14 protein-coding genes are annotated in these 19,104 nt (G+C 70.6%); 8 read left to right on the forward strand and 6 right to left on the reverse strand.

Annotated features, from left to right (window positions below; translation table 11 throughout):
* Positions 1-38 precede the first annotated feature (38 nt).
* On the forward strand, positions 39-1,367 hold the full coding sequence (locus tag KZJ41_RS22050; RefSeq protein ID WP_065922207.1) for a S1 family peptidase: 1,329 nt from the start codon (positions 39-41) through the stop codon (positions 1,365-1,367).
* Positions 1,368-1,497: 130 nt separating this feature from the next.
* Complete coding sequence (locus tag KZJ41_RS22055; protein WP_006934301.1) at positions 1,498-2,799, forward strand: S1 family peptidase; 1,302 nt, start codon at positions 1,498-1,500, stop codon at positions 2,797-2,799.
* A 381-nt stretch (positions 2,800-3,180) separates the two neighbouring features.
* Here the strand turns inward: KZJ41_RS22055 and KZJ41_RS22060 are convergent, their stop codons facing one another.
* Positions 3,181-3,855 carry a hypothetical protein gene (locus tag KZJ41_RS22060; protein WP_050035751.1) on the reverse strand — a complete coding sequence of 225 codons (675 nt, stop codon included), beginning with the start codon at positions 3,853-3,855 and terminating at the stop codon, positions 3,181-3,183.
* Between the two features lie 483 nt (positions 3,856-4,338).
* On the opposite strand from KZJ41_RS22060, the gene KZJ41_RS22065 reads away from it, so the two are divergent.
* Complete coding sequence (locus KZJ41_RS22065) at positions 4,339-7,701, forward strand: heterodisulfide reductase-related iron-sulfur binding cluster (RefSeq protein ID WP_251549622.1); 3,363 nt, start codon at positions 4,339-4,341, stop codon at positions 7,699-7,701.
* A gap of 139 nt (positions 7,702-7,840) precedes the next feature.
* Here the strand turns inward: KZJ41_RS22065 and KZJ41_RS22070 are convergent, their stop codons facing one another.
* From KZJ41_RS22070 to KZJ41_RS22080, 3 genes are all read right to left on the reverse strand, one after another.
* A complete protein-coding gene (locus KZJ41_RS22070) occupies positions 7,841-8,785 on the reverse strand; it encodes a type IV toxin-antitoxin system AbiEi family antitoxin domain-containing protein (RefSeq protein ID WP_251549624.1) in 945 nt (314 codons plus the stop codon).
* 160 nt (positions 8,786-8,945) lie between these two features.
* The gene (locus tag KZJ41_RS22075; RefSeq protein ID WP_044475789.1) at positions 8,946-10,097 is read right to left on the reverse strand and encodes an alkane 1-monooxygenase; all 1,152 of its coding nucleotides are present in this window, start codon (positions 10,095-10,097) and stop codon (positions 8,946-8,948) included.
* A 196-nt stretch (positions 10,098-10,293) separates the two neighbouring features.
* Positions 10,294-10,497 (reverse strand): cold-shock protein, encoded by a 204-nt coding sequence (locus tag KZJ41_RS22080; RefSeq protein WP_003938894.1) that lies wholly within the window; start codon positions 10,495-10,497, stop codon positions 10,294-10,296.
* 146 nt (positions 10,498-10,643) lie between these two features.
* Between KZJ41_RS22080 and KZJ41_RS22085 the strand changes: the two genes are divergently transcribed.
* The 5 genes from KZJ41_RS22085 to KZJ41_RS22105 all read left to right on the forward strand — a co-directional run bounded on the left by KZJ41_RS22085 (position 10,644) and on the right by KZJ41_RS22105 (position 17,048).
* Positions 10,644-11,909 (forward strand): pyridoxal phosphate-dependent aminotransferase, encoded by a 1,266-nt coding sequence (locus KZJ41_RS22085; protein ID WP_029545602.1) that lies wholly within the window; start codon positions 10,644-10,646, stop codon positions 11,907-11,909.
* Between the two features lie 316 nt (positions 11,910-12,225).
* On the forward strand, positions 12,226-13,566 hold the full coding sequence (locus KZJ41_RS22090) for a YibE/F family protein (protein WP_230304516.1): 1,341 nt from the start codon (positions 12,226-12,228) through the stop codon (positions 13,564-13,566).
* A gap of 115 nt (positions 13,567-13,681) precedes the next feature.
* On the forward strand, positions 13,682-14,944 hold the full coding sequence (locus KZJ41_RS22095; RefSeq protein WP_006934322.1) for a PP2C family protein-serine/threonine phosphatase: 1,263 nt from the start codon (positions 13,682-13,684) through the stop codon (positions 14,942-14,944).
* Positions 14,941-16,608: a CHASE3 domain-containing protein gene (locus tag KZJ41_RS22100; RefSeq protein WP_232334166.1), complete on the forward strand. Its 1,668-nt coding sequence runs from the start codon at positions 14,941-14,943 to the stop codon at positions 16,606-16,608. The genes KZJ41_RS22095 and KZJ41_RS22100 overlap by 4 nt, the downstream gene beginning before the upstream one ends.
* Entirely contained in the window at positions 16,605-17,048 is a 444-nt protein-coding gene (locus KZJ41_RS22105) for a response regulator (RefSeq protein ID WP_006934327.1), read from the forward strand. Before KZJ41_RS22100 ends, KZJ41_RS22105 begins: the two co-directional genes overlap by 4 nt.
* A gap of 40 nt (positions 17,049-17,088) precedes the next feature.
* On the opposite strand, the gene KZJ41_RS22110 is transcribed toward KZJ41_RS22105, so the two are convergent.
* The gene (locus KZJ41_RS22110; RefSeq protein ID WP_006934328.1) at positions 17,089-17,514 is read right to left on the reverse strand and encodes an ATP-binding protein; all 426 of its coding nucleotides are present in this window, start codon (positions 17,512-17,514) and stop codon (positions 17,089-17,091) included.
* Positions 17,515-17,582: 68 nt separating this feature from the next.
* A complete protein-coding gene (locus KZJ41_RS22115) occupies positions 17,583-18,998 on the reverse strand; it encodes a chaperone protein (protein ID WP_065922201.1) in 1,416 nt (471 codons plus the stop codon).
* Between the last annotated feature and the right edge of the window lie 106 nt (positions 18,999-19,104).

Below are 19,104 nucleotides of genomic sequence, written 5' to 3' on the forward strand. Positions count from 1 at the left end.
GCGCACGAAACCCGTCAACCCATTCTCGAAGGGCCCCCATGCGTCACTCGTCGGCGTCGCGCGCCGCTGCTCGTACCACCGTTCGCCGTGTCGTCGTCGCGGCGGCGTCGGCACTGCTGCTGGCCGGGCCGCTCGCTGCGACCGCCCACGCCGCCCCGGCCGATCAGCTGCCCGCGGATCAACTGCCCGCCGAACTCGTCGAGGCCATCAGCCGCGACCTGAAGATCAGCGCCGACGAGTACCTCGCGCGATCCGAACGCGCGCAGGAACTCGCGGACTACGCGCGCAGCTTCCGTGCCGAACGGCCGGAGGACTTCGCGGGGGCATGGCTGGGCACCGACGGCCGGCCCGTCGTCGCGGTCACCAACCCCGACGCCGCCCGGCAGGCCGAGAACGACGGCTACCACGTCACCGTCGCGCCGGTGTCCGCGGACGGGCTCGAGCAGTCCCTCGCCGAGCTGAACCGCTGGGTCGCCGCGCTCCCCCGCGAACTGTCCTCCCAGGTGAACGCGACGTCGATCGACGTGTTCAACAACCGCCTGATCGTCGACATCGCCAACAGCCCGGCCGGCCGCGCCCTGAACCTGCCGACGCTCATCGCCAACGTCCAGGTCATGCTCACCCCGGGCCAGCCGCCGAACGAGCCCGGCCCGCTCGGTGGCGACACCTACATCACCGCCGACGGGGACGTCCGCTCGACGCCGCTCGACCGCATCGGTGTCTGCTCGTTCGGCTTCAACGCCGTCGACGCCGACGGATCGGCCGCCAACATCACCGCCGGCCACTGCGACGCGGTCGCCCGCGAGGACGGCGGCTCCACCGTCTACCTGCCCAACCGGGAGAACATCGACGAGAGCCTGAAGATCGGCGCGTTCACCCGCTCGACCGTCGGCGAGGGCAGCACCCTGGACTACGGCATCATCGGCCTCGACCAGGCGGGCGAGGACGTCGGCCTGAACCGGCCCGTCATCCGCGGCGGCAACGGCTCGACGCTGACCGTCACCGGCACCGCCGCGCCCGTCGCCGGCGCCCCGGTGTGCAAGTCCGGACAGTCGTCGTACTTCACGTGCGGCATCGTCGCCGCCGACCGGATCGAGACCCAGCTGGTCCGTGCCGACGGCACGAGCACCACGATCCGCGGCTTCGCGACCACCGCCTGCACCCTCTCCGGCGACAGCGGCGGCGCCATCGTCACCGGCACCCTCGCGCTCGGCGTGATCAGCGGTTCCAACAGCTCCGGCGCCCCCGACTGTGTGGAGGCCAACCTCGTCCTCGCACCGCAGGGTGGCACCTCCAGCCTGGGCATCTCGATCCAGGACATCGAGGCCGAGACCGGCGCGCGGGTGCGCACCGGCGCTGCAGCCTGACCGGTCCCGCGCCACGCCGCGCGGCTGGGTGTTCGCGCGGCCGACCCCATATGATCGTCCCGTCCAGCACCGGCCCGCCCGGGGCCGGCATCTTCGCGCACCGTCGCGGAGATCAACGAGGAAGGCATCCATGCGACGCTCCTTCGCCCGTCGAGCAGCGGTTTACGGTTCGGCAGCGCTCATGCTGCTCGGCCCTGCCGCCGCCATCGCACAGGCCGACCCGGCCCCGATCGAGGCGACGGCGCTGCCGAACGAACTCGTGGAGGCGCTGGCCCGGGACCTGCAGATGAGCCCCGAGCGGTACCTGACGGATGCTGCCCGCAGCCAGGAGCTGGCCCGCTTCGCCGAATCGGCGCGGGAGGAGTTCGCTGCCGTGTTCTCCGGCGTGTGGCTCGAGCGGGACGGCACGCCGAAGGTGGGGCTGACCGAGGGCGAGGGTTACGACGCGGCCCGCGAGGCCGCCGAGGACGCCGGATTCACCGTCGAGGACACCGACCGCACCGAGACGCAGCTGCGCGACGAACTGAAGGCGCTGAACGACTGGCTGGCCACCCAGCCGCCCGCCGTCGCCGACCTGGTGCGCGGCGTCGCCATCGACGTCGTGAACAACGACGTCGTGCTGCGCACCGAGAACGTCGCCGGGATTCGGCTGCCCGACTTCCTGCAGGGTGCCCGGGTGCTGTTCGCGCCCGCGCCGCTCGTTCCGGAGCCGGCCGCCGGCGACCTGCGGCCCGTCGCCGACCTCGCCGCCCCGACGGCCCTGTTCGGCGGGGACGCCTACGCCGCGCTCGGCGCCGGCGAGGGCCTGCGCTGTTCGCTCGGCTTCAACGCCGTCGACAGCTCGGACCGCCCGGTCAACATCACCGCCGGGCACTGCGACCCGAACCGGCCGTCCGCCGGCACCCAGTTCGCGTCGAAGGTGTACCAGCTGCTCGGTGAGGAGCTCGGCCAGCAGCTCGGCACCTTCGAGAAGACCAGCCTGGACGGCCGCGACTACGCCGTGATCCGGCCGACCACCGAGGCCCAGGGCCGGTTCGAGAACAACGGTGTGCGGGTGCCGCTGGCGGCGCCGCTGCCGATCACCGGCGTCGCCGAGCCCGTCGTCGGTGCGCCCGCGTGCAAGTCCGGCGTCCGCTCGGGCTACAGCTGCGGTGTCGTGACCGCCTCGGGCCAGACCGTCGAGGTCGGCCACCGCGTGCTGGAGAACGGCTTCTCCACCAACCTGTGCGCCCTGCAGGGCGACAGCGGCGGCACGATCGTCACCGGCACCTTGGCCCTGGGCATCTCCAGCGCCTCCAACGTCGGTCAGTACGGCATGTGCGAGATTGCCGGCGTGGTCAGCGGCCTGCTGGGCGAGTCGCCGGAGTTGTTCGCGACGCCGATCTCCGCGGTCCTCGCCGAGAACCCCGGGCTGCGCGTGCGCACCTGGTGATCGCCGCTCCCTGAGAGCTCCACGAGGGCCCGCCTCCGGCCGGAGGCGGGCCCTCGTGCTGTGCGGCGTGTCGCGCCGAGCGAGACGACGGGAAACCAGCCGGCCGGTTTAGGATCCTGAGGTCCCGAGGTCCGGCCGCGGAGTGTGCTCCGCGGCCGGACCGTCGCATATCCCGGCGTCCGTTGACGGCGGTTCGACGAGAAGGTGAGTGACTGTTGTCAGCAGACCTAGCAACGGTTGGCGTCGACGTAGTGGTCTACGCCGTCGAGATCGTGGTGCACCTTTTCCGGCTGATCACGCTCCAGTCCTGACTGGCCCGGAGAACGACTGCGGCCCCGCCACCGGATCGGTGGCGGGGCCGCAGTGGGCTGAGGGCGAGGGTTACTTCTCGGCCCACTCCGTGGTGCCCGGAGGCGCCGCGAGGGTGTTGATCAGGCCGATGCCGGCGACGATCAGGGTGGGACCACCGACAACGATGGTGCCGATGACGCCACCGATACCCGCACCGGCGACCGTGCCGATGGCAGGCATGACGAAGGTGCCCACGATGGCGCCGATGATGGTGCCGGTCAGGCCGCCGACGGCGGTGGCGATGCCGAGCTGGGACGCGAAGTTCTGCTGCGCCTTGAGGTTCTCCTCGGGCGACGCGACGTCGCTCAGCTTGAGGCTGACCGGGTTGAGGCCCGGAGCGACCTTGTCCTCGGGCTCGACCGGGGTGGCCTTCGACGGGTCGGTGACCGGCGTCAGGGTGAGGGTCTTGCCGTCCTCGCTGATCTCCCGCTCGAAGGGCAGCTGCAGGTCGCCGAGCTGGATGGCCAGCGGCAGGCTCACGACCGCGTTGCCGTCGCCGTCCTGCAGCTCGACGCTCTTGCCGTCGCCGGACACGGCGAACGAACCGGCGTCGATGACGGTGACGACGGAGTCGCCCTCCGCCTTGGTCTCGTAGTTGATCTTCTCCGGTGCCGTGACCGCCGGTGCGGCGTAGGACGTGCCGGCGGTGACGCCGACGGCGGCGATGGTCATCGCCGCGACAGCGGCGAGCTTCCTGAACTTCATTCGATTCCGTTCTGTGACTTCGGCGCACGCCCCCGACGGACGCCCCCCAAGTTCTGACACCAATGTGCCCCTGCGCACCGTAGGCCCTGATCGCGGGTGCGCGAAGCACATCTCGCGCAGCATCATAACCGACATCACACGGATCCTCGCGTCCGGAATGTACCTAATCCGTTGCCACTCCGTTGCCGGACTCACGAGTACCTATGCCGAAGCGTGACCAGCTACCGCACGTTAGGTTTGCCTGACTCAATGAGTCGAAAGGTTTAACGCTTAACGTGAGCGGACACTCACGCTACGGCGCGATGCGGCAATTCGGCCGCCCCCCACGCGGTCGACCTCTGCTCAGCACCGCGCCGCAGCACCGCGAGACTAGACTACCGGCCGGTAACTTCCTATAGCTACCGGCTGGTAACTTAGTTCGGGTTAGGATGCGTGGGCTTATACCAGGCGGCGCGCTGCCGCCCCCGACACGAAAGGCCACCTATGAATGCCCTGACGATCACGTTGGGCACGATCGGCGTGCTGCTCAGTCTGGTGTGCTGGTACTCGTTCATCGGTGGCGCGATGAAGATGGTCAACGTCGTCCGGATCGGCCAGCCGGCTCCGGATCGGTGGCGGCCGTTCTTCCCGCGCTTCAAGCAGATGCTCGTCGAGTTCGTCGCACACACCCGGATGAGCAAGTTCCGCACCGTGGGCTGGGCCCACTGGCTGGTGATGGTCGGCTTCATGCTCGGCGCGATCGTCTGGTTCGAGGCATACGGCCAGACCTTCGACCCGGCGTTCCACTGGCCGCTGATCGGCAACACCGCCGTCTATCACCTGATCGACGAACTGCTCGGCCTCGGAACCGTGATCGGAATCACGGCGCTGATCATCATCCGGCAGCTGAACCACCCGCGGAAGCCCGCGCGGCTCTCGCGCTTCGCCGGCTCCGACTTCCGGGCCGCGTACTTCGTCGAGACCGTCGTCCTCATCGAGGGCCTCGGCATGATCTTCGTCAAGGCCGGCAAGATCGCGACCTACGGCCACGCCAACCCGTGGACCGACTTCTTCACGATGAACCTCGCCAAGCTGCTGCCGGCGAGCGCCGTGATGGTGTCGATCTTCGCGTTCGTCAAGCTGATGTCCGGCATGGTCTGGCTGTACGTCGTCGGCCGCAACATCACGTGGGGTGTCGCCTGGCACCGCTTCGCCGCGTTCTTCAACATCTACTTCAAGCGCGAGGACGACGGTGGCGTCGCCCTCGGCGCCGCGAAGCCGATGACGTCGAAGGGCAAGGCCATCGACATGGAGACGGCCGATCCGGACACCGACACCTTCGGTGCCGGCCAGATCGAGGACTTCTCCTGGAAGGGCTGGCTCGACTTCACCACGTGCACCGAGTGCGGTCGCTGCCAGTCGCAGTGCCCGGCCTGGAACACCGGTAAGCCGCTGTCGCCCAAGCTGGTCATCACCTCGCTGCGCGACCACGGCTACGCCAAGGCGCCCTACCTGCTCGCCGGTGGCCGCAAGGACCTCGGCGGCGACGAGGTCGGCCTGGTCGACGCCGAGGGCAACGCGGACGAAGCCAAGCTCGGGAAGATCCCGGCGGCAGCCCTGGCCGAGGCCGATCGCAAGCTGGTCGGCGAGACCGTCGAGGGCGAGCTCGCGCCCGTCATCGACACGGAGACGCTGTGGAGCTGCACCAACTGCGGCGCCTGCGTCGAGCAGTGCCCGGTGGACATCGAGCACGTCGACCACATCATCGACATGCGCCGCTACCAGGTGCTCATCGAGTCCGACTTCCCGTCCGAGCTCGCGGGTCTGTTCAAGAACCTCGAGAACAAGGGCAACCCCTGGGGCCAGAACGCCAAGGACCGGCTCAACTGGATCTCCGAGCTGGACTTCGACGTTCCGGTGTTCGGCCAGGACGCGGACAGCTTCGCCGACTACGAGTACCTGTTCTGGGTCGGCTGCGCCGGCGCCTACGAGGACCGGGCCAAGAAGACCACCAAGGCCGTCGCCGAGCTGCTCGCGACCGCCGGCGTGAAGTTCATGGTTCTCGGTGCCGAGGAGACCTGCACCGGTGACTCGGCCCGTCGCGCGGGCAACGAGTTCCTGTTCCAGCAGCTCGCGATGCAGAACATCGAGACCCTGAACTCGGTGTTCGAGGGCGTCGAGGACTCCAGGCGCAAGATCGTCGTCACCTGCGCGCACTGCTTCAACGCGCTCAACAACGAGTACCCCCAGGTCGGCGGGAACTACGAGGTCGTGCACCACACCCAGCTCCTGAACCGCCTGGTGCGGCAGAAGAAGCTGGTGCCGGTGGCGTCGGTGAGCCAGGACGTGACCTATCACGACCCGTGCTTCCTCGGCCGCCACAACAAGGTGTACGACGCACCGCGTGAGCTGATGGCGGCGTCCGGCGCGAAGCTCACCGAGATGCCGCGGCACGGCGAACGGTCCATGTGCTGTGGTGCCGGTGGTGCCCGCATGTGGATGGAAGAGAAGATCGGCAAGCGGATCAACATCGACCGCGTCGACGAGGCACTGTCGACGAATCCGTCGAAGATCGCCACCGGCTGCCCCTTCTGCCGCGTCATGCTCAACGACGGTGTCACCGCGCGTCAGGAGAAGGGCGAAGGCGAGGGCGTCGAGGTCGTCGACGTCGCCCAGCTCATGCTCGACTCCATCACCCGTCTCGAGCCCGCGACGCTCAGCGAGAACATCAAGGTGATCCCGCGTGAGCGGCCCGTCGCGGAACCGGTGGCGACCGCCGGCACCCAGGGAGCCGCCGTGGCCTCGGAGGCGACCGCCGAGACGGTGGAGAAGGAGCGCGTCGAGGAGATCGAGGAGGCGGCCGCGACCCCGGCGGCCCCCAAGACGGCCCCGTCCGGCGGCCTGCAGATGAAGGGTGCCGCCAAGGCTCCCGGCTCGAAGCCGGGCGGGCTGCAGATGAAGGGCGGCCTGAAGGCCCCGGGCGCGAAGGCTCCCGCAGCCGGCGACGGTGCCGCGGCCGGCGACGGTGCCGCGGCCGAGGCTCCCGCGGCCCCGGCCGCCAAGCCGGGCGGACTGCAGATGAAGGGCGGGCTCAAGGCCCCGGGCGCCAAGAAGGCCGCTCCGGCCGCCGCCGCTCCCGCCGCCTCTCCCGCTGCCGAATCCGCTCCGGCCGAGGCCCCAGCGGCCCCGAAGGCCAAGCCGGGCGGACTGCAGATGAAGGGCGGGCTCAAGGCCCCGGGCGCCAAGAAGACGGCTCCGGCCGCGGCCGCCCCGGCCGAGGCCCCGGCTGCGCAGGCACCGGCTGCCGAGGCCCCCGCCGCGCCGTCGGTTCCGAAGGCCAAGCCGGGCGGACTGCAGATGAAGGGCGGGCTCAAGGCTCCGGGCGCGAAGAAGGCCGCGCCGGCACCGGCCGCCGAGGCACCCGCCCCGGCACCGGCGGCCGAGGCCCCCGCGAAGGCACCCGCCGCCGAGGCACCCGTCACGGAGGCTCCGGCGGCTCCCGAGCCGCCGAAGGCGAAGCCGGGTGGCCTGGCGTTCAAGGGCGGAGCGAAGGCTCCCGGCGCCCGCAAGGCCGCCGCGCCGAAGCCTCCGGCAGAGAGGCCCGAGCCTCCGACGGAGAAGCCCGAGGCTCCCGCGAAGGCACCGGAACCGGCGCACGCACCCCCGGGTGAGGCGCCCGATCCGGATGCACCGCCGGAGAAGGCACCGGCCCCCGAGGCGCCGTCGACCAACGGCACCGAGGCCTCGCCGACCAATGGCACCGAGGCCTCGCCGACCAACGGCGCCGAGGCACCGGCCCCGCCGCAGGCCAAGCCGGGAGCGCTGGGCTTCAGGTCCGGCGCCAAGGCCCCCGGCCGGCGCGGGTAGCACCCACGGCGACGCCCCTCACCCGCTCGGGTGGGGGGCGTCGCCGTTTCCCGGAGCAGACATCCCTTGCACCGTCCTTGCACCTCCTGCCTACGCCTGCAACGGAGGCAAGCACGAAACGACGGGTGCAAGCTCGCCGTCAGGCCCTGAACGTCCCGGTGGGCCCCGGCCCACGTCCGGCCCGGGCGATCGCCTCCCGGATGCGGTCGGCGACCACCGAGGGTGTAGCCAGCTCGTCCCACACCCAGCGCACCACGGTCCAGCCGGCGTCGCGCAGACGATCCTCGCGCTGCTTTTCCCGCCACACCGTCTCCTCCGGGGTGATGTCGTCGCCCCGATACTTCACGCGACCGTCGAACTCGCCGATCACCCCGTGTTCCGGGAGCAGGAAATCGACCCGGGCCAGCCACCGACCGCGGTCATCGTGGATCACCGCCTGGGTCATCGGCATCGGTAGCCCGTCGCGGACAAACAGCACGCGACTGCGGGACTCGCCCACGCTCTCGCTACGCCCGTCCAGGAACCGCGCCGCGCGCAGGCCCTTCGCGTGGCCGGGATGGCGGGTGTTGCGAGCCAGTGCGCTGATCATGTCGGCGGTGGTGAGCCCGCACAGCCGCAGCGCGTGATCCCCTGCGACGACGGCCTGCTCGAACGGCAGGGTGCGGGCGAGGTCGGCGACCGTGCGGGCGACGGTGAGCACGCGCGCCCCGCCGACGTCGGTGACCTCGTCGGGAGCGAAGGGCGACGCGTGCAGGTTCCGCCCCGGCGTGCGCTTCGCTCCGCCGATGCGGTTACGGGTCAGGTGGACCTCCCCGAGCGGGGTGTTCCAGAGGGCGAGGCCGTGCAGGACGGCGGCAGAGACGTGGCTGAGCGCGGCGTCGGAGCGGAGCCCACCGGCAACGGCGACGGCTCGCCGGTGGTGACGGCCGTATTCGTCGAGCTGTGCGTAGCTCTCGGCCGGCAGATAGGCGCCGCGGTGGATGCGGTGCCAGTGCCCGCGGCCGCACAGCCGCCGGATCTCGCGATCGGTGACGCCGCGCTCGCGTGCGGCGGCGCGCCGGATGATGTCGTGTTCGTCGCCCATGACGGTCACGGTGCCGTATCCGGGCGGGCGCACACCGCAACAAACGCAGGAGGCGGCCCGATCTGTGGACGAACCGCCCGGCTGTGGACAGCCGGGCGTGCACCCGAAGCCGCGTCCCGACAACCGGATTCGACTGCCCCACCGGGTGCGAGCACGCGGGTCAGCCGTGCCGGGCGAGCAGCTCCTCGCGGCGCTTGGGATCGAGGTTCACGCGCGAGATGTCACCGTCGTAGTGGTCGAGCAGGCGCGGGTCCATCACCTTGCGCCACAACGGCGGAACGAACGACAGCAGGATCATGACGGCGTAGCCGGCGGGCAGCTGCGGCGCCTCGTCCATCGTGCGCAGCGTCTGGTAGCGCCGCAGCGGATTCGCGTGGTGGTCGCTGTGCCGCTGCAGGTGGTAGAGGAACAGGTTGCTGCAGCTGTGGTCGCTGTTCCAGCTGTGCCGCGGCGCGACGCGCTCGTACGTGCCGTTCGGATGCGTGCCGCGCAGCAGACCGTAGTGCTCGAGGTAGTTCGCGGCCTCGAGGAACATCACGGCCAGCACGGCCTGCACCACCAGCCAGGGCGCGACGGACCATCCGAAGACCGCGATCAGCCCGGCGTACAGCACGACGGTCAGCGCCCAGGCGTTCAGGACGTTGTTGCGCGGGCTCCACCAGGGCAGCCCGCGACGGGCCAGGCGCTCACGCTCGTACCGCCAGCCCGACCGGAGGCCGCCGAACACCGAGCGCGGCAGGAACTCCCAGTAGGTCTCGCCGAACCGCGCCGTCGCGGCGTCCTCCGGGGTGGCGACGCGCAGATGGTGACCGTGGTTGTGTTCGACGAAGAAATGCCCGTAGCCCGACTGGGCGAGGGCGATCTTGGCGAGCCGGCGTTCGAGGTCGGTGCGTTTGTGCCCGAGTTCGTGCGCGGCGTTGATGCCGACGCCGCCGACCACGCCGACGGTGGCGGCCATCGCGAACCGCTCGGGCCAGCCCATCGGCGCGACGGTCCACACCCAGCAGGCGAAGACGAGCCCCGCGTACTGCAGCGGCAGGTACAGGTAGGTGCACCAGCGGTAGTACCGGTCCTCCTCGAGGTCGCGCACGACCTCTTCCGGCGGGTTGGCCTTGTCGACGCCGGTGAACCGGTCGACGAGCGGGACGATCACCGCGATCAGCAGCGCACCGAACGCCCAGAAGACACCGAGGTGCAGGTACTCGACGAGCAGCCACGCGACGAACGGGCTCAGCGGGACGGCGAGCCCGCACAGCCACAGGTACCGTTTCCGGTCCTTCCAGCGCGCCCCCGCGCTCCCGTCCCCCACCATGTACACCAACCCCCTGGTTGTCTCGCCCGTCCCCCGAACATCACGGTTCTTACATCCCATATGTCCGCAACGCGCCGGGATGTTACCGAATAGTAGGACAAACGAGACGAACCACCCACGAAGTTGTGACCGGTCCGAATACAGCGACGGCGCCGCACCGTAGGTGCAGCGCCGTCGAACCGTCGGGACGACCCGCTCAGATGGGACGGACTCCCTGGGCCTGCGGGCCCTTCTGTCCCTGCCCGATCTCGAACTCGACCCGGGCACCTTCGTCCAGCGACTTGAAGCCGGAGCCCTGAATCTCCGAGTAGTGGACGAACACGTCGGGTCCACCGCCGTCCTGCTCGATGAAGCCGAAACCCTTTTCGGCGTTGAACCACTTCACAGTTCCCTGTGCCATACCGTGCGACTCCTCAATCCACCCGCGCGTCACCCCGACGCAACGGTCACAAGTGGTCATGATTGCACTTTTCGGGCCGATCGTCGCGGTGGACGCGGCGATGCAGGCGAAATCCGGCTGAAACCCGGTTGCGGCCGGGTGGCACCATGGACGCCGTGAGTACAGGAGAACAGGGCCACCTTCATCACCGCATCACCCGCAAGCTCGAGCAGTCCGCGAAGCTGCAGAACGTGCTGTACGAGATCCGGGGGCCGGTGCACGCGCATGCCGCGCGGCTCGAGGCGGAGGGGCACCGCATCCTGAAGCTCAACATCGGCAACCCGGCGCCGTTCGGGTTCGAGGCACCCGAGACGATCGTGCAGGACATGATCGCGGCCCTGCCCAACGCCCAGGGCTACTCGGAGTCGAAGGGCATCGCGTCGGCGCGCCGGGCCATCGTCACCCGTTACGAGCTCGTGCCGGGCTTCCCGAAGCTCGACATCAACGACGTCTACCTCGGCAACGGCGTCTCCGAGCTGATCACGATGACGATGCAGGCCCTGCTCGACGACGGCGACGAGGTGCTGATCCCGGCGCCGGACTACCCGCTGTGGACGGCGATGACGTCCCTGGCCGGCGGTACGCCGGTGCACTACCTGTGCGACGAGTCCAACGACTGGAATCCCGACATCGAGGACATCGAGTCGAAGATCACGGAGAAGACCAAGGCCCTGCTGGTCATCAACCCGAACAACCCGACGGGTGCCGTGTACTCGCTCGAGGTGCTCGAGCAGCTGGTGCAGCTGGCCCGCAAGTACCAGCTGCTGCTGCTCGCCGACGAGATCTACGACAAGATCCTCTACGACGACGCCAAGCACATCTCCCTGGCCACCCTCGCGCCCGACCTGCTGTGCCTGACCTACAACGGCCTGTCGAAGGCCTACCGGGTCGCCGGGTACCGGTCGGGCTGGATGACGATCACCGGCCCGAAGGACCACGCCGGCGGGTTCCTCGAGGGCATCGACCTGCTCGCCTCGACCCGTCTGTGCCCCAACGTGCCGGCCCAGCACGCGATCCAGGTGGCGCTCGGCGGGCATCAGAGCATCGAGGACCTGATCCTGCCCGGTGGCCGGCTGCTCGAGCAGCGCGACGTCGCGTGGGAACGCCTGAACTCGATTCCCGGCGTCAGCTGCGTCAAGCCGCGCGGCGCCCTGTACGCCTTCCCGCGCCTCGACCCGGAGGTGTACGAGATCCACGACGACGAGAAGCTGGTCCAGGACCTGCTGCTGCAGGAGAAGATCCTGATGGTGCAGGGCACCGGCTTCAACTGGCCGGATCCGGACCATCTGCGGATCGTGACGCTGCCGTGGGCCCGTGACCTGGCGGTGGCCATCGAACGCTTCGGCAACTTCCTGTCCAGCTACAAGCAGTGACCGCGGTGACCTGCTCGCGACACGCCCGGGATGCACGACACGCCGACCGTTGTCGAAAGTATATGTTGCGACGAACGAACGGCGTCACCGCAGGCAGAGCCGTCGACTCCCCCCGAAAACGAGCGTGCGGCCGGACCCCGGTGAGGACCGACACACTGTAGGTACTACCCCGGGGGCCGACAGAGCCAGTACGTTTGTCTACGGCACCTCAGCGTGCTGGGCTCCCTGATCACGCCATCCCCCCTGTGCGAGATCAGGTCGACGGTGGCGGGGACACCCCCCCTGCTCCCCGCCACCACCAGCCCTTGTCCCCCGGATGCGGCCGGGCTTCCGCGATGCGACCTCGCCGCGATCTCGTCGTTACCCTGATGCGGTGACTCGCTCAGAGCCCCCCGGCCACGGACACGGACACGGCCACGGCCACTTCTCCGGGCCGATCCCGGTCGGACCCACCGCCGCGAAGGTCGTCGTCGGACTCCTCGTCGCGATCGGCGTCGCCGTGTTCGCCGGCGCCGTCGCGCTGTGGCCCAGCGGGCAGGCGGTCGACATTCCGGCCCCGTTCCAGACCACCGGCGGCGGAGCCGTCGTCACCGAGGCCGGCACCGTCGTCGAGCAGGACATCGGCCCGTGCGGGAGCAGTTCGGCCGGCCGCCCGTTCACCGGCGACCCCGTCCCCCCTGCGACCGACGCCTACCAGTGCCAGCGCAGCATCGTCACCATCGATTCGGGCCCCAACGAGGGCACCCGCACCCTGCTCGAGATCGGGCCCGGCCCGGGGCAGCCGGACCTGCGCGTCGGCGAGGAGATCCGGCTGGTGCGGCAGGTCGACCCGTCCGGCGCCACCCAGTACTCGTTCTACGACTACTCCCGCGGGCTCCCCCTCGCGCTGATCATCACCGCGTTCGCCGTGGTCATCGTGGCCGTGGCCCGGTGGCGTGGCCTGCGCGCCCTGATCGGCCTGCTGATCGCGTTCGGGGTGCTCGTGGTGTTCATGCTCCCCGCGCTGCTCGACGGCAAACCCGCCGTACCCGTCGCGCTGGTCGGCGGCGCGATCATCCTCTACGCGGTGCTCTATCTCGCGCACGGGGTGAATCTGCGCACCAGCTCGGCCCTGCTGGGCACCCTTGCGTCGATGCTGCTCGCCGCCCTGCTCTCGTACCTCGCGATCTGGATGACACACCTGACCGGGCTGTCCGAGGAACAGAACACCGACGTGCAGCTGTATCTCGAGCAGGTCAGCATCACCGGCCTGCTCCTCGCCGGCTTCATCATCGGTTCGCTCGGCGTCCTCAACGACGTGACCATCACCCAGGCGGCGTCGGCGTTCGAGCTGGCGGCGCTCGATCCCACGGCCTCGCGCCGGAAGGTGTTCTCCTCCGCGATGCGGGTCGGCCGCGACCACATCGCCAGCACCGTCTACACCCTGGTGCTGGCGTACGCCGGTGGCGCCCTGCCCCTGCTGCTGCTGTTCAGCGTCGCCGGCCGGTCCATCTCGGACGTCCTCACCGGCGACGCCGTCGCCATCGAGGTGGTGCGGGCGTGTGTGGGCGGCATCGCGCTCGCTCTGTCCGTTCCGCTCACCACCGGCATCGCCGCGCTGCTGGCCCGGCCCGGCGCCCCCGAGCCCGTCGCACGCAAGGGCCGCCATGCCCGGTGACCGGTTCGTCGTCCGCGGGCGACGGCGGGCGGGTGAACGATAGGTATTCTTCCTCTGTTGTCGTCCGGAGCGAGGGATCCGGGATCACGGCACGCGAGATCGAAGGGCAGGGGCCATGTTCTCCGAGCAGCACGGGCCTGCCGGCGCACCACCAGGAAGTAGCAGCAAAGGTACATCGGTCGCTCTGGAGACCGACTGGGACCGGGAGGAGCCGTCGGTCCTCCTGATCGAGGACGACGCCGGCGACGCACTCATCGTCGAGGAACTGGTGGCGGACAGCGCGCAGGGCATGCGCCTGGAATGGGTCCAGACGATGGCCGCGGCCCGCGCGGAGCTGGCCGACGGACTGCCCGACTGCATCCTGCTGGACCTGCATCTGCCCGACGCGCAGGGCATGGACGCGCTGGCCCGGGTGCAGCAGTACGCCGCCGGCGTTCCGGTCGTGGTGCTCACCGGCCTCGCCGAGGAGCAGACGGGGCTGGCGGCGGTGACCGCCGGCGCGCAGGACTATCTCGTCAAGGGTCGGGTGGAGCCGGACATGTTCGGCCGGACCGTGCGCTACGCGATCCAGCGCAAGCAGGCCGAGCATGCCGCCGTCGCGCTGCAGGCCAGCCGGCTGCAGGCGCGGGAGAACGCCCGCCTCGAACGCGGCCTGCTGCCGTCGCCGATGCTGCGCGGCACGGGCGACGTGGACGTCGTGGCCCGCTACCGGCCCGGGCGCGAGCAGTCCCTGCTCGGCGGCGACTTCTACGACGTCGTGCAGACCGAGGACGGCACGGTGCACGTGCTCATCGGCGACGTCAGCGGGCACGGCCCCGACGAGGCCGCACTCGGGGTGAGCCTTCGGATCGCCTGGCGCACCCTCGTGGTCACCGGCGTCACCGGGGTCGCGCAGTTGCAGAAGCTCGAGCAGATCATGGTCGCCGAACGGGCGAACGAGCGGCACTTCGCCACCCTCACCAGCCTCGCCATGTCGCCGGACCGGCGCCGGGTGCAGGTGATGCGCGCCGGGCATCCGGGCCTGCTGCTGCACAGTTCCCAGGGGGTGGACTGGGTCGAGGCGCCCGGCGGACCCGCCCTCGGACTGCTGCCCGGCGTCTCGACGTGGCCCGTGCACGAGCTGGAACTGCCGGAAGGCGGCGGCATCGTGATGTTCACCGACGGGCTGTTCGAAGGCCGGATCGGCGACGGCGGCGAACGCCTCGGCGAGGAGGGCCTGCTGCGGCTGGCCCGCGAGGAGGGCCACCTGGCGCCCGAGGCGTTCGTCGACACCCTGATCGACCGGGCCGAGGCGCTGGCGGAGAGTCACGGAGGACTCGCCGACGACGTGGCCGTGGTACACGTGCGCTGGAGCGAGAAGGTGACGAAGCAGTCATGAGAGACCCGTCGATGCCCGAACCCAAGGTCGAGCGGGTGCGCTCGCGGCTGACGGTCCAGAGCTGGTTCCAGGTCGCCTTCGCGGTCCTTGCCGTGTTCGTCGTTCTCGGCACCATCGTGGGCGGCTACTTCATCCAGCGCACGGTCCAGATCACGGACGAACTGGTCGACCAGATCCAGCCGGCCCGCGCCGAGGCGTACCGCCTGCAGGCGGCGCTGCTGGATCAGGAGACCGGCGCCCGCGGCTACGCCGCCACCGCCGACGTCGAATTCCTCGAGCCGTACCTGACGGGCAAGCGGATCGAGCAGGATGCCGCGGACCGGATGCGGGAGTTCACCGCCGGCCATCCGGAACTGCTCGCCGCCGTCGACGAGATCGAGGCGGCGGCGGCGGCGTGGCGCGCCGACTACGCCGACCCGCTCGTCGCGAGCGTCGTCCCCGGCGTCCCCCAGCCCGTGGATCCCGCGAGCACCGAGCGGGGCCGGACCACGTTCGACGCCATGCGCACCCTCTTCGAGGCGCAGAACGCCGAACTCGTCCAGGCCCGCGCAGAGGGCTACGACGACCTCATCCACGCCCGGACGATCCGCAACTCCGTGCTCGTGGCGATGGTGGCGGGATTCCTGCTCACCGGCCTGCTCATGGTGATCCTCGTGCACAACCTCGTCGCCATGCCGCTGGTCAGCCTGCGCGCGGCGACGCGGCGCGTCGTCGCGGACGGCAACTTCGACCAGCACATCCGCCCCCAGGGCCCGAAGGACATCCGGGCCCTGGCCCAGGACGTCGAAGCCATGCGCGGGCGCATCGTGTTCGCGCTCGCGGCCGCCCACACCCAGCACCAGCGCCTCGCCAGCCAGAAGGCGGACCTCGACGCCCAGGCCGAGGAACTGCGCCGCTCCAACGCCGAACTCGAGCAGTTCGCCTACGTCGCTTCCCACGACCTGCAGGAGCCGCTGCGCAAGGTCGCCTCCTTCTGCCAGCTGCTCGAGAAGCGTTACGGCGACAAGCTCGACGAACGGGGCACCCAGTACATCGCGTTCGCCGTCGACGGCGCCAAGCGCATGCAGGTCCTCATCAACGACCTGCTGGCGTTCTCCCGCGTCGGCCGGGTCAACGACGCCCACGTGCGCGTCGATCTGGATCAGCCGCTGGACAAGGCAGTGGCCAACCTCGCCGCCGCCGTCGACGAGTCCGGGGCGCGCATCGAGCGGCCCGAGCAGCTCCCCGAGATCACGGGCGATCCGACCCTGCTGACGATGCTCTGGCAGAATCTGCTGGGCAACGCGATCAAGTTCCGCCACCCCGACCGCGCACCCGTCGTGCGGATCACGTGCGACCGGGTCGACGGTGAGGACGACGGTGACCGGGCGGGCGCCGGCCGCTGGCAGCTGTGCGTCACGGACAACGGCATCGGCATCGACGAGGAGTTCGCCGAGAAGGTATTCGTCATCTTCCAGCGCCTCCACGGCCGCGACGTCTACACCGGCACCGGCATCGGCCTGGCGGTGTGCAAGAAGATCGTCGAGTACCACGGTGGCAGGATCTGGATCGACACCGAGCACACCGGCGGCACCCGGTTCTGCTTCACCCTGCCCGCCCTGCCCGACGAAGAACCCGAAGAGCACGCCCCGGCCGACACCGATCTCGAAGGAGCCCCCGCATGACCCCCGCAGAACCCATCGACGTCCTCCTGGTCGAGGACGACCCGGGCGACGAGCTGATGACCCGTGAGGCCTTCGAGGACAACAAGATCGGCAACGAGCTGCACGTCGTCCGCGACGGCGAGGAGGCGCTGGACTTCCTGTACCAGCGCGGCGAGCACGTCGGAGCGCCGCGTCCCGACCTGATCCTGCTCGACCTCAACCTGCCCAAGTACGACGGGCGCCAGGTCCTCGAGAAGATCAAGTCCGACCCGGACCTGTCCGACATCCCGGTCGTGGTGCTGACCACCTCGGCCGCCGAGGAGGACATCCTGCGCAGCTACCGGCTGCACGCCAACGCGTACGTCACCAAGCCGGTGGACCTCGACCAGTTCATCGGGGCGGTCCGGCAGATCGACGAATTCTTCGTCCAGGTGGTGCGGCTGCCCCGCCGCCGAAACTAGCGATGCCGGCAACTACGGTCGCCGACAACTACGGTCGCCGCTAGATACTCCAGCGCATGGTGACGACGGTCCCGGTGTCGGCCGGGGCCACGGTCGCCGTGTCGGCCAGGGACTTGATCAGCGTGAGACCGTGCCCGCGCGAGCTGGTGCCCGGGTCGGTGTCGTTCGCGCGCCAGCTGCCGCGGTCGATGATGGCGACCTCGACCTGACGGTCGCCCGGGATCAGCGTCGCCTCGAGGTCGAGGGTGCCCGACGCACCGTCGCGGTAGGCGTGCTCGACGGCGTTGGCGAGGGCCTCGTAGCTGGCCAGCAGCACGTCGCGGGTCAGCTCGGGGCGCACGTGCACCGCGTCGAGCCAGCGCTCCAGGGCCCGCCGCAGCACGGTCAGCTGACCGGGCTCGGCGCGCACGCGCCGATAGGCCAGCGTGACCGAGTCGCACAGCGGGGTGTTCTGCGGCGAAAACATCGTCTGTACTCTAACCCGTCGCGCCGGGCGCCATCGGCCACGAGGGTCCCCGGCGGCGGAGGGGTCCGTCAGATCGGTAGCCGCAGCTCCGGCGGCACTTCGATCGTGGGCAGGGGCGGCAGCGGCGGCAGTGTCGGTACCGGGATGTTGAGCCCGGGGATCAGCGGCGGCGGCGGGGCGGTGGCCACCGGCGGGGGCGGCACCACCCGCTCCGTCGTGGACTCCTCGATCGGCGGCACGGTGGTCGTCGTCGGCGCCGGCGCCGGCGCGACGGCAGGCGCCGGCTGCGGGGTCCGCGGCGGCGTCGTCACGATCACCTCGGTCGGCCGGGGCTCCGACTCGTCGTCGCCGGCGAAGGTGTTCTGTGCGCCCAGCGCCAGCCCGATCATGGCCACCACACCCAGGGCGGTGCCGGCCAGCCCGGCCCCGCTGATCTGGCGACCCGACACGTGCGGGCCGGGCGCGGTCGCCGCCCGCTTCCACGCCGGCGTCCGCTCCGGCGGCCCGGCGCTGTCCACCGCGGGTGTCTGGGTCCGCGCGAGCCGCTCGGTGCGCTGCGGCGCCACTCCGCGCGGCGGGACGATGCGTTCGGTCGCCCCCGGCGGGACGATCAGTTCGGTGACCGCCGACGCGGTGGGGCCCGCGGCGACGGCGCGCAGGGCGCCGCCCTTGGCCAGGACGAGTTCGGGTTCGTGCGGCACCACGACGGGCAGCTTCATCCACGTCTCGAGCACCCGGCGCACCAGCCGGACGTGGGCGCCGCCGCCGAGCAGCACGATCGTCTCGGGCCGGGCGCCGGACCGGTGCACGACGTCGCGCAGGAACCGCGCGGAACCCTCCACGAGCGGGGTGATCAGCGGGTCGAAGGTCTCGAGGGACATGAGGATCACGCCGGCGGTGCCCGGCACGGCGACGGCGTCGCTGCCGGACAGCTGTTCCTTGGCCGTGCGGCACTGGGCGACGAACTCCTCGTCCTCCGGGTCGTCGGGTCGCCACACCCCATCCGCGCCGAGCTGGTGCAGGCGCACCGCGTCGTCGAACAGGCGGCCGGAGACGGTCCTGGTGCGTTCGGTGTGCACGGCACCGGTGGTGCGGTCGACGACGGTGACGGTGAGCCCGGAGGCACCCAGGTCGTAGAGCACCGCGACGTCACCGGGGAGCTCGCCGGTGGCCCGCAGGTAGGCCAGGGCCGCCTCGGACTCGCCGACGAGGGTGTAGCGGTCGAGTCCCTGCTCGGCCATCGCGGCGCGGAGCCGCTCGGCGTCGGCGGCGTCGCGGTACACCAGGCCCACCCGCTCGACGGTGTCGCCCGCGATGCCGGCCTGCACGAGCACGCCCACGGTCTGCGCCGCGAGCCGTGCCGGATCGTCCTGCCTGGTCTCCACCACCTGGAACTGGTAGCCCGCGGCGGGCGCGGCCGGATCGATCGGACGAACGATCCGGACGGCACTCGTCCCTGCGGTCACCCCGAGAACCGAACTCATCAGCCGCCTTCTGATTGTGTTTTGCGCCGCACATCCACCCCCGGCGCATCCCGACCGCCCGATGCTACCGAACGGTCCGGACACGCCCACCCGGCGAATCGGACAC

The organism is Rhodococcus sp. 11-3 (assembly GCF_023704055.1).
Lineage (GTDB): Bacteria > Actinomycetota > Actinomycetes > Mycobacteriales > Mycobacteriaceae > Rhodococcus > Rhodococcus aetherivorans.

Coding starts and splice junctions, on each gene's coding strand:
- KZJ41_RS22075 (WP_044475789.1), bottom strand. CDS start 10,097: ATGGTGGGGGACGGGAGCGCGGGGGCGCGCTGGAAGGACCGGAAACGG.
- KZJ41_RS22085 (WP_029545602.1), top strand. CDS start 10,644: ATGGACGCCGTGAGTACAGGAGAACAGGGCCACCTTCATCACCGCATC.
- KZJ41_RS22065 (WP_251549622.1), top strand. CDS start 4,339: ATGAATGCCCTGACGATCACGTTGGGCACGATCGGCGTGCTGCTCAGT.
- KZJ41_RS22080 (WP_003938894.1), bottom strand. CDS start 10,497: ATGGCACAGGGAACTGTGAAGTGGTTCAACGCCGAAAAGGGTTTCGGC.
- KZJ41_RS22090 (WP_230304516.1), top strand. CDS start 12,226: ATGCGGCCGGGCTTCCGCGATGCGACCTCGCCGCGATCTCGTCGTTAC.
- KZJ41_RS22095 (WP_006934322.1), top strand. CDS start 13,682: ATGTTCTCCGAGCAGCACGGGCCTGCCGGCGCACCACCAGGAAGTAGC.
- KZJ41_RS22060 (WP_050035751.1), bottom strand. CDS start 3,855: ATGAAGTTCAGGAAGCTCGCCGCTGTCGCGGCGATGACCATCGCCGCC.
- KZJ41_RS22115 (WP_065922201.1), bottom strand. CDS start 18,998: ATGAGTTCGGTTCTCGGGGTGACCGCAGGGACGAGTGCCGTCCGGATC.
- KZJ41_RS22050 (WP_065922207.1), top strand. CDS start 39: ATGCGTCACTCGTCGGCGTCGCGCGCCGCTGCTCGTACCACCGTTCGC.
- KZJ41_RS22110 (WP_006934328.1), bottom strand. CDS start 17,514: ATGTTTTCGCCGCAGAACACCCCGCTGTGCGACTCGGTCACGCTGGCC.
- KZJ41_RS22105 (WP_006934327.1), top strand. CDS start 16,605: ATGACCCCCGCAGAACCCATCGACGTCCTCCTGGTCGAGGACGACCCG.
- KZJ41_RS22070 (WP_251549624.1), bottom strand. CDS start 8,785: ATGGGCGACGAACACGACATCATCCGGCGCGCCGCCGCACGCGAGCGC.
- KZJ41_RS22100 (WP_232334166.1), top strand. CDS start 14,941: ATGAGAGACCCGTCGATGCCCGAACCCAAGGTCGAGCGGGTGCGCTCG.
- KZJ41_RS22055 (WP_006934301.1), top strand. CDS start 1,498: ATGCGACGCTCCTTCGCCCGTCGAGCAGCGGTTTACGGTTCGGCAGCG.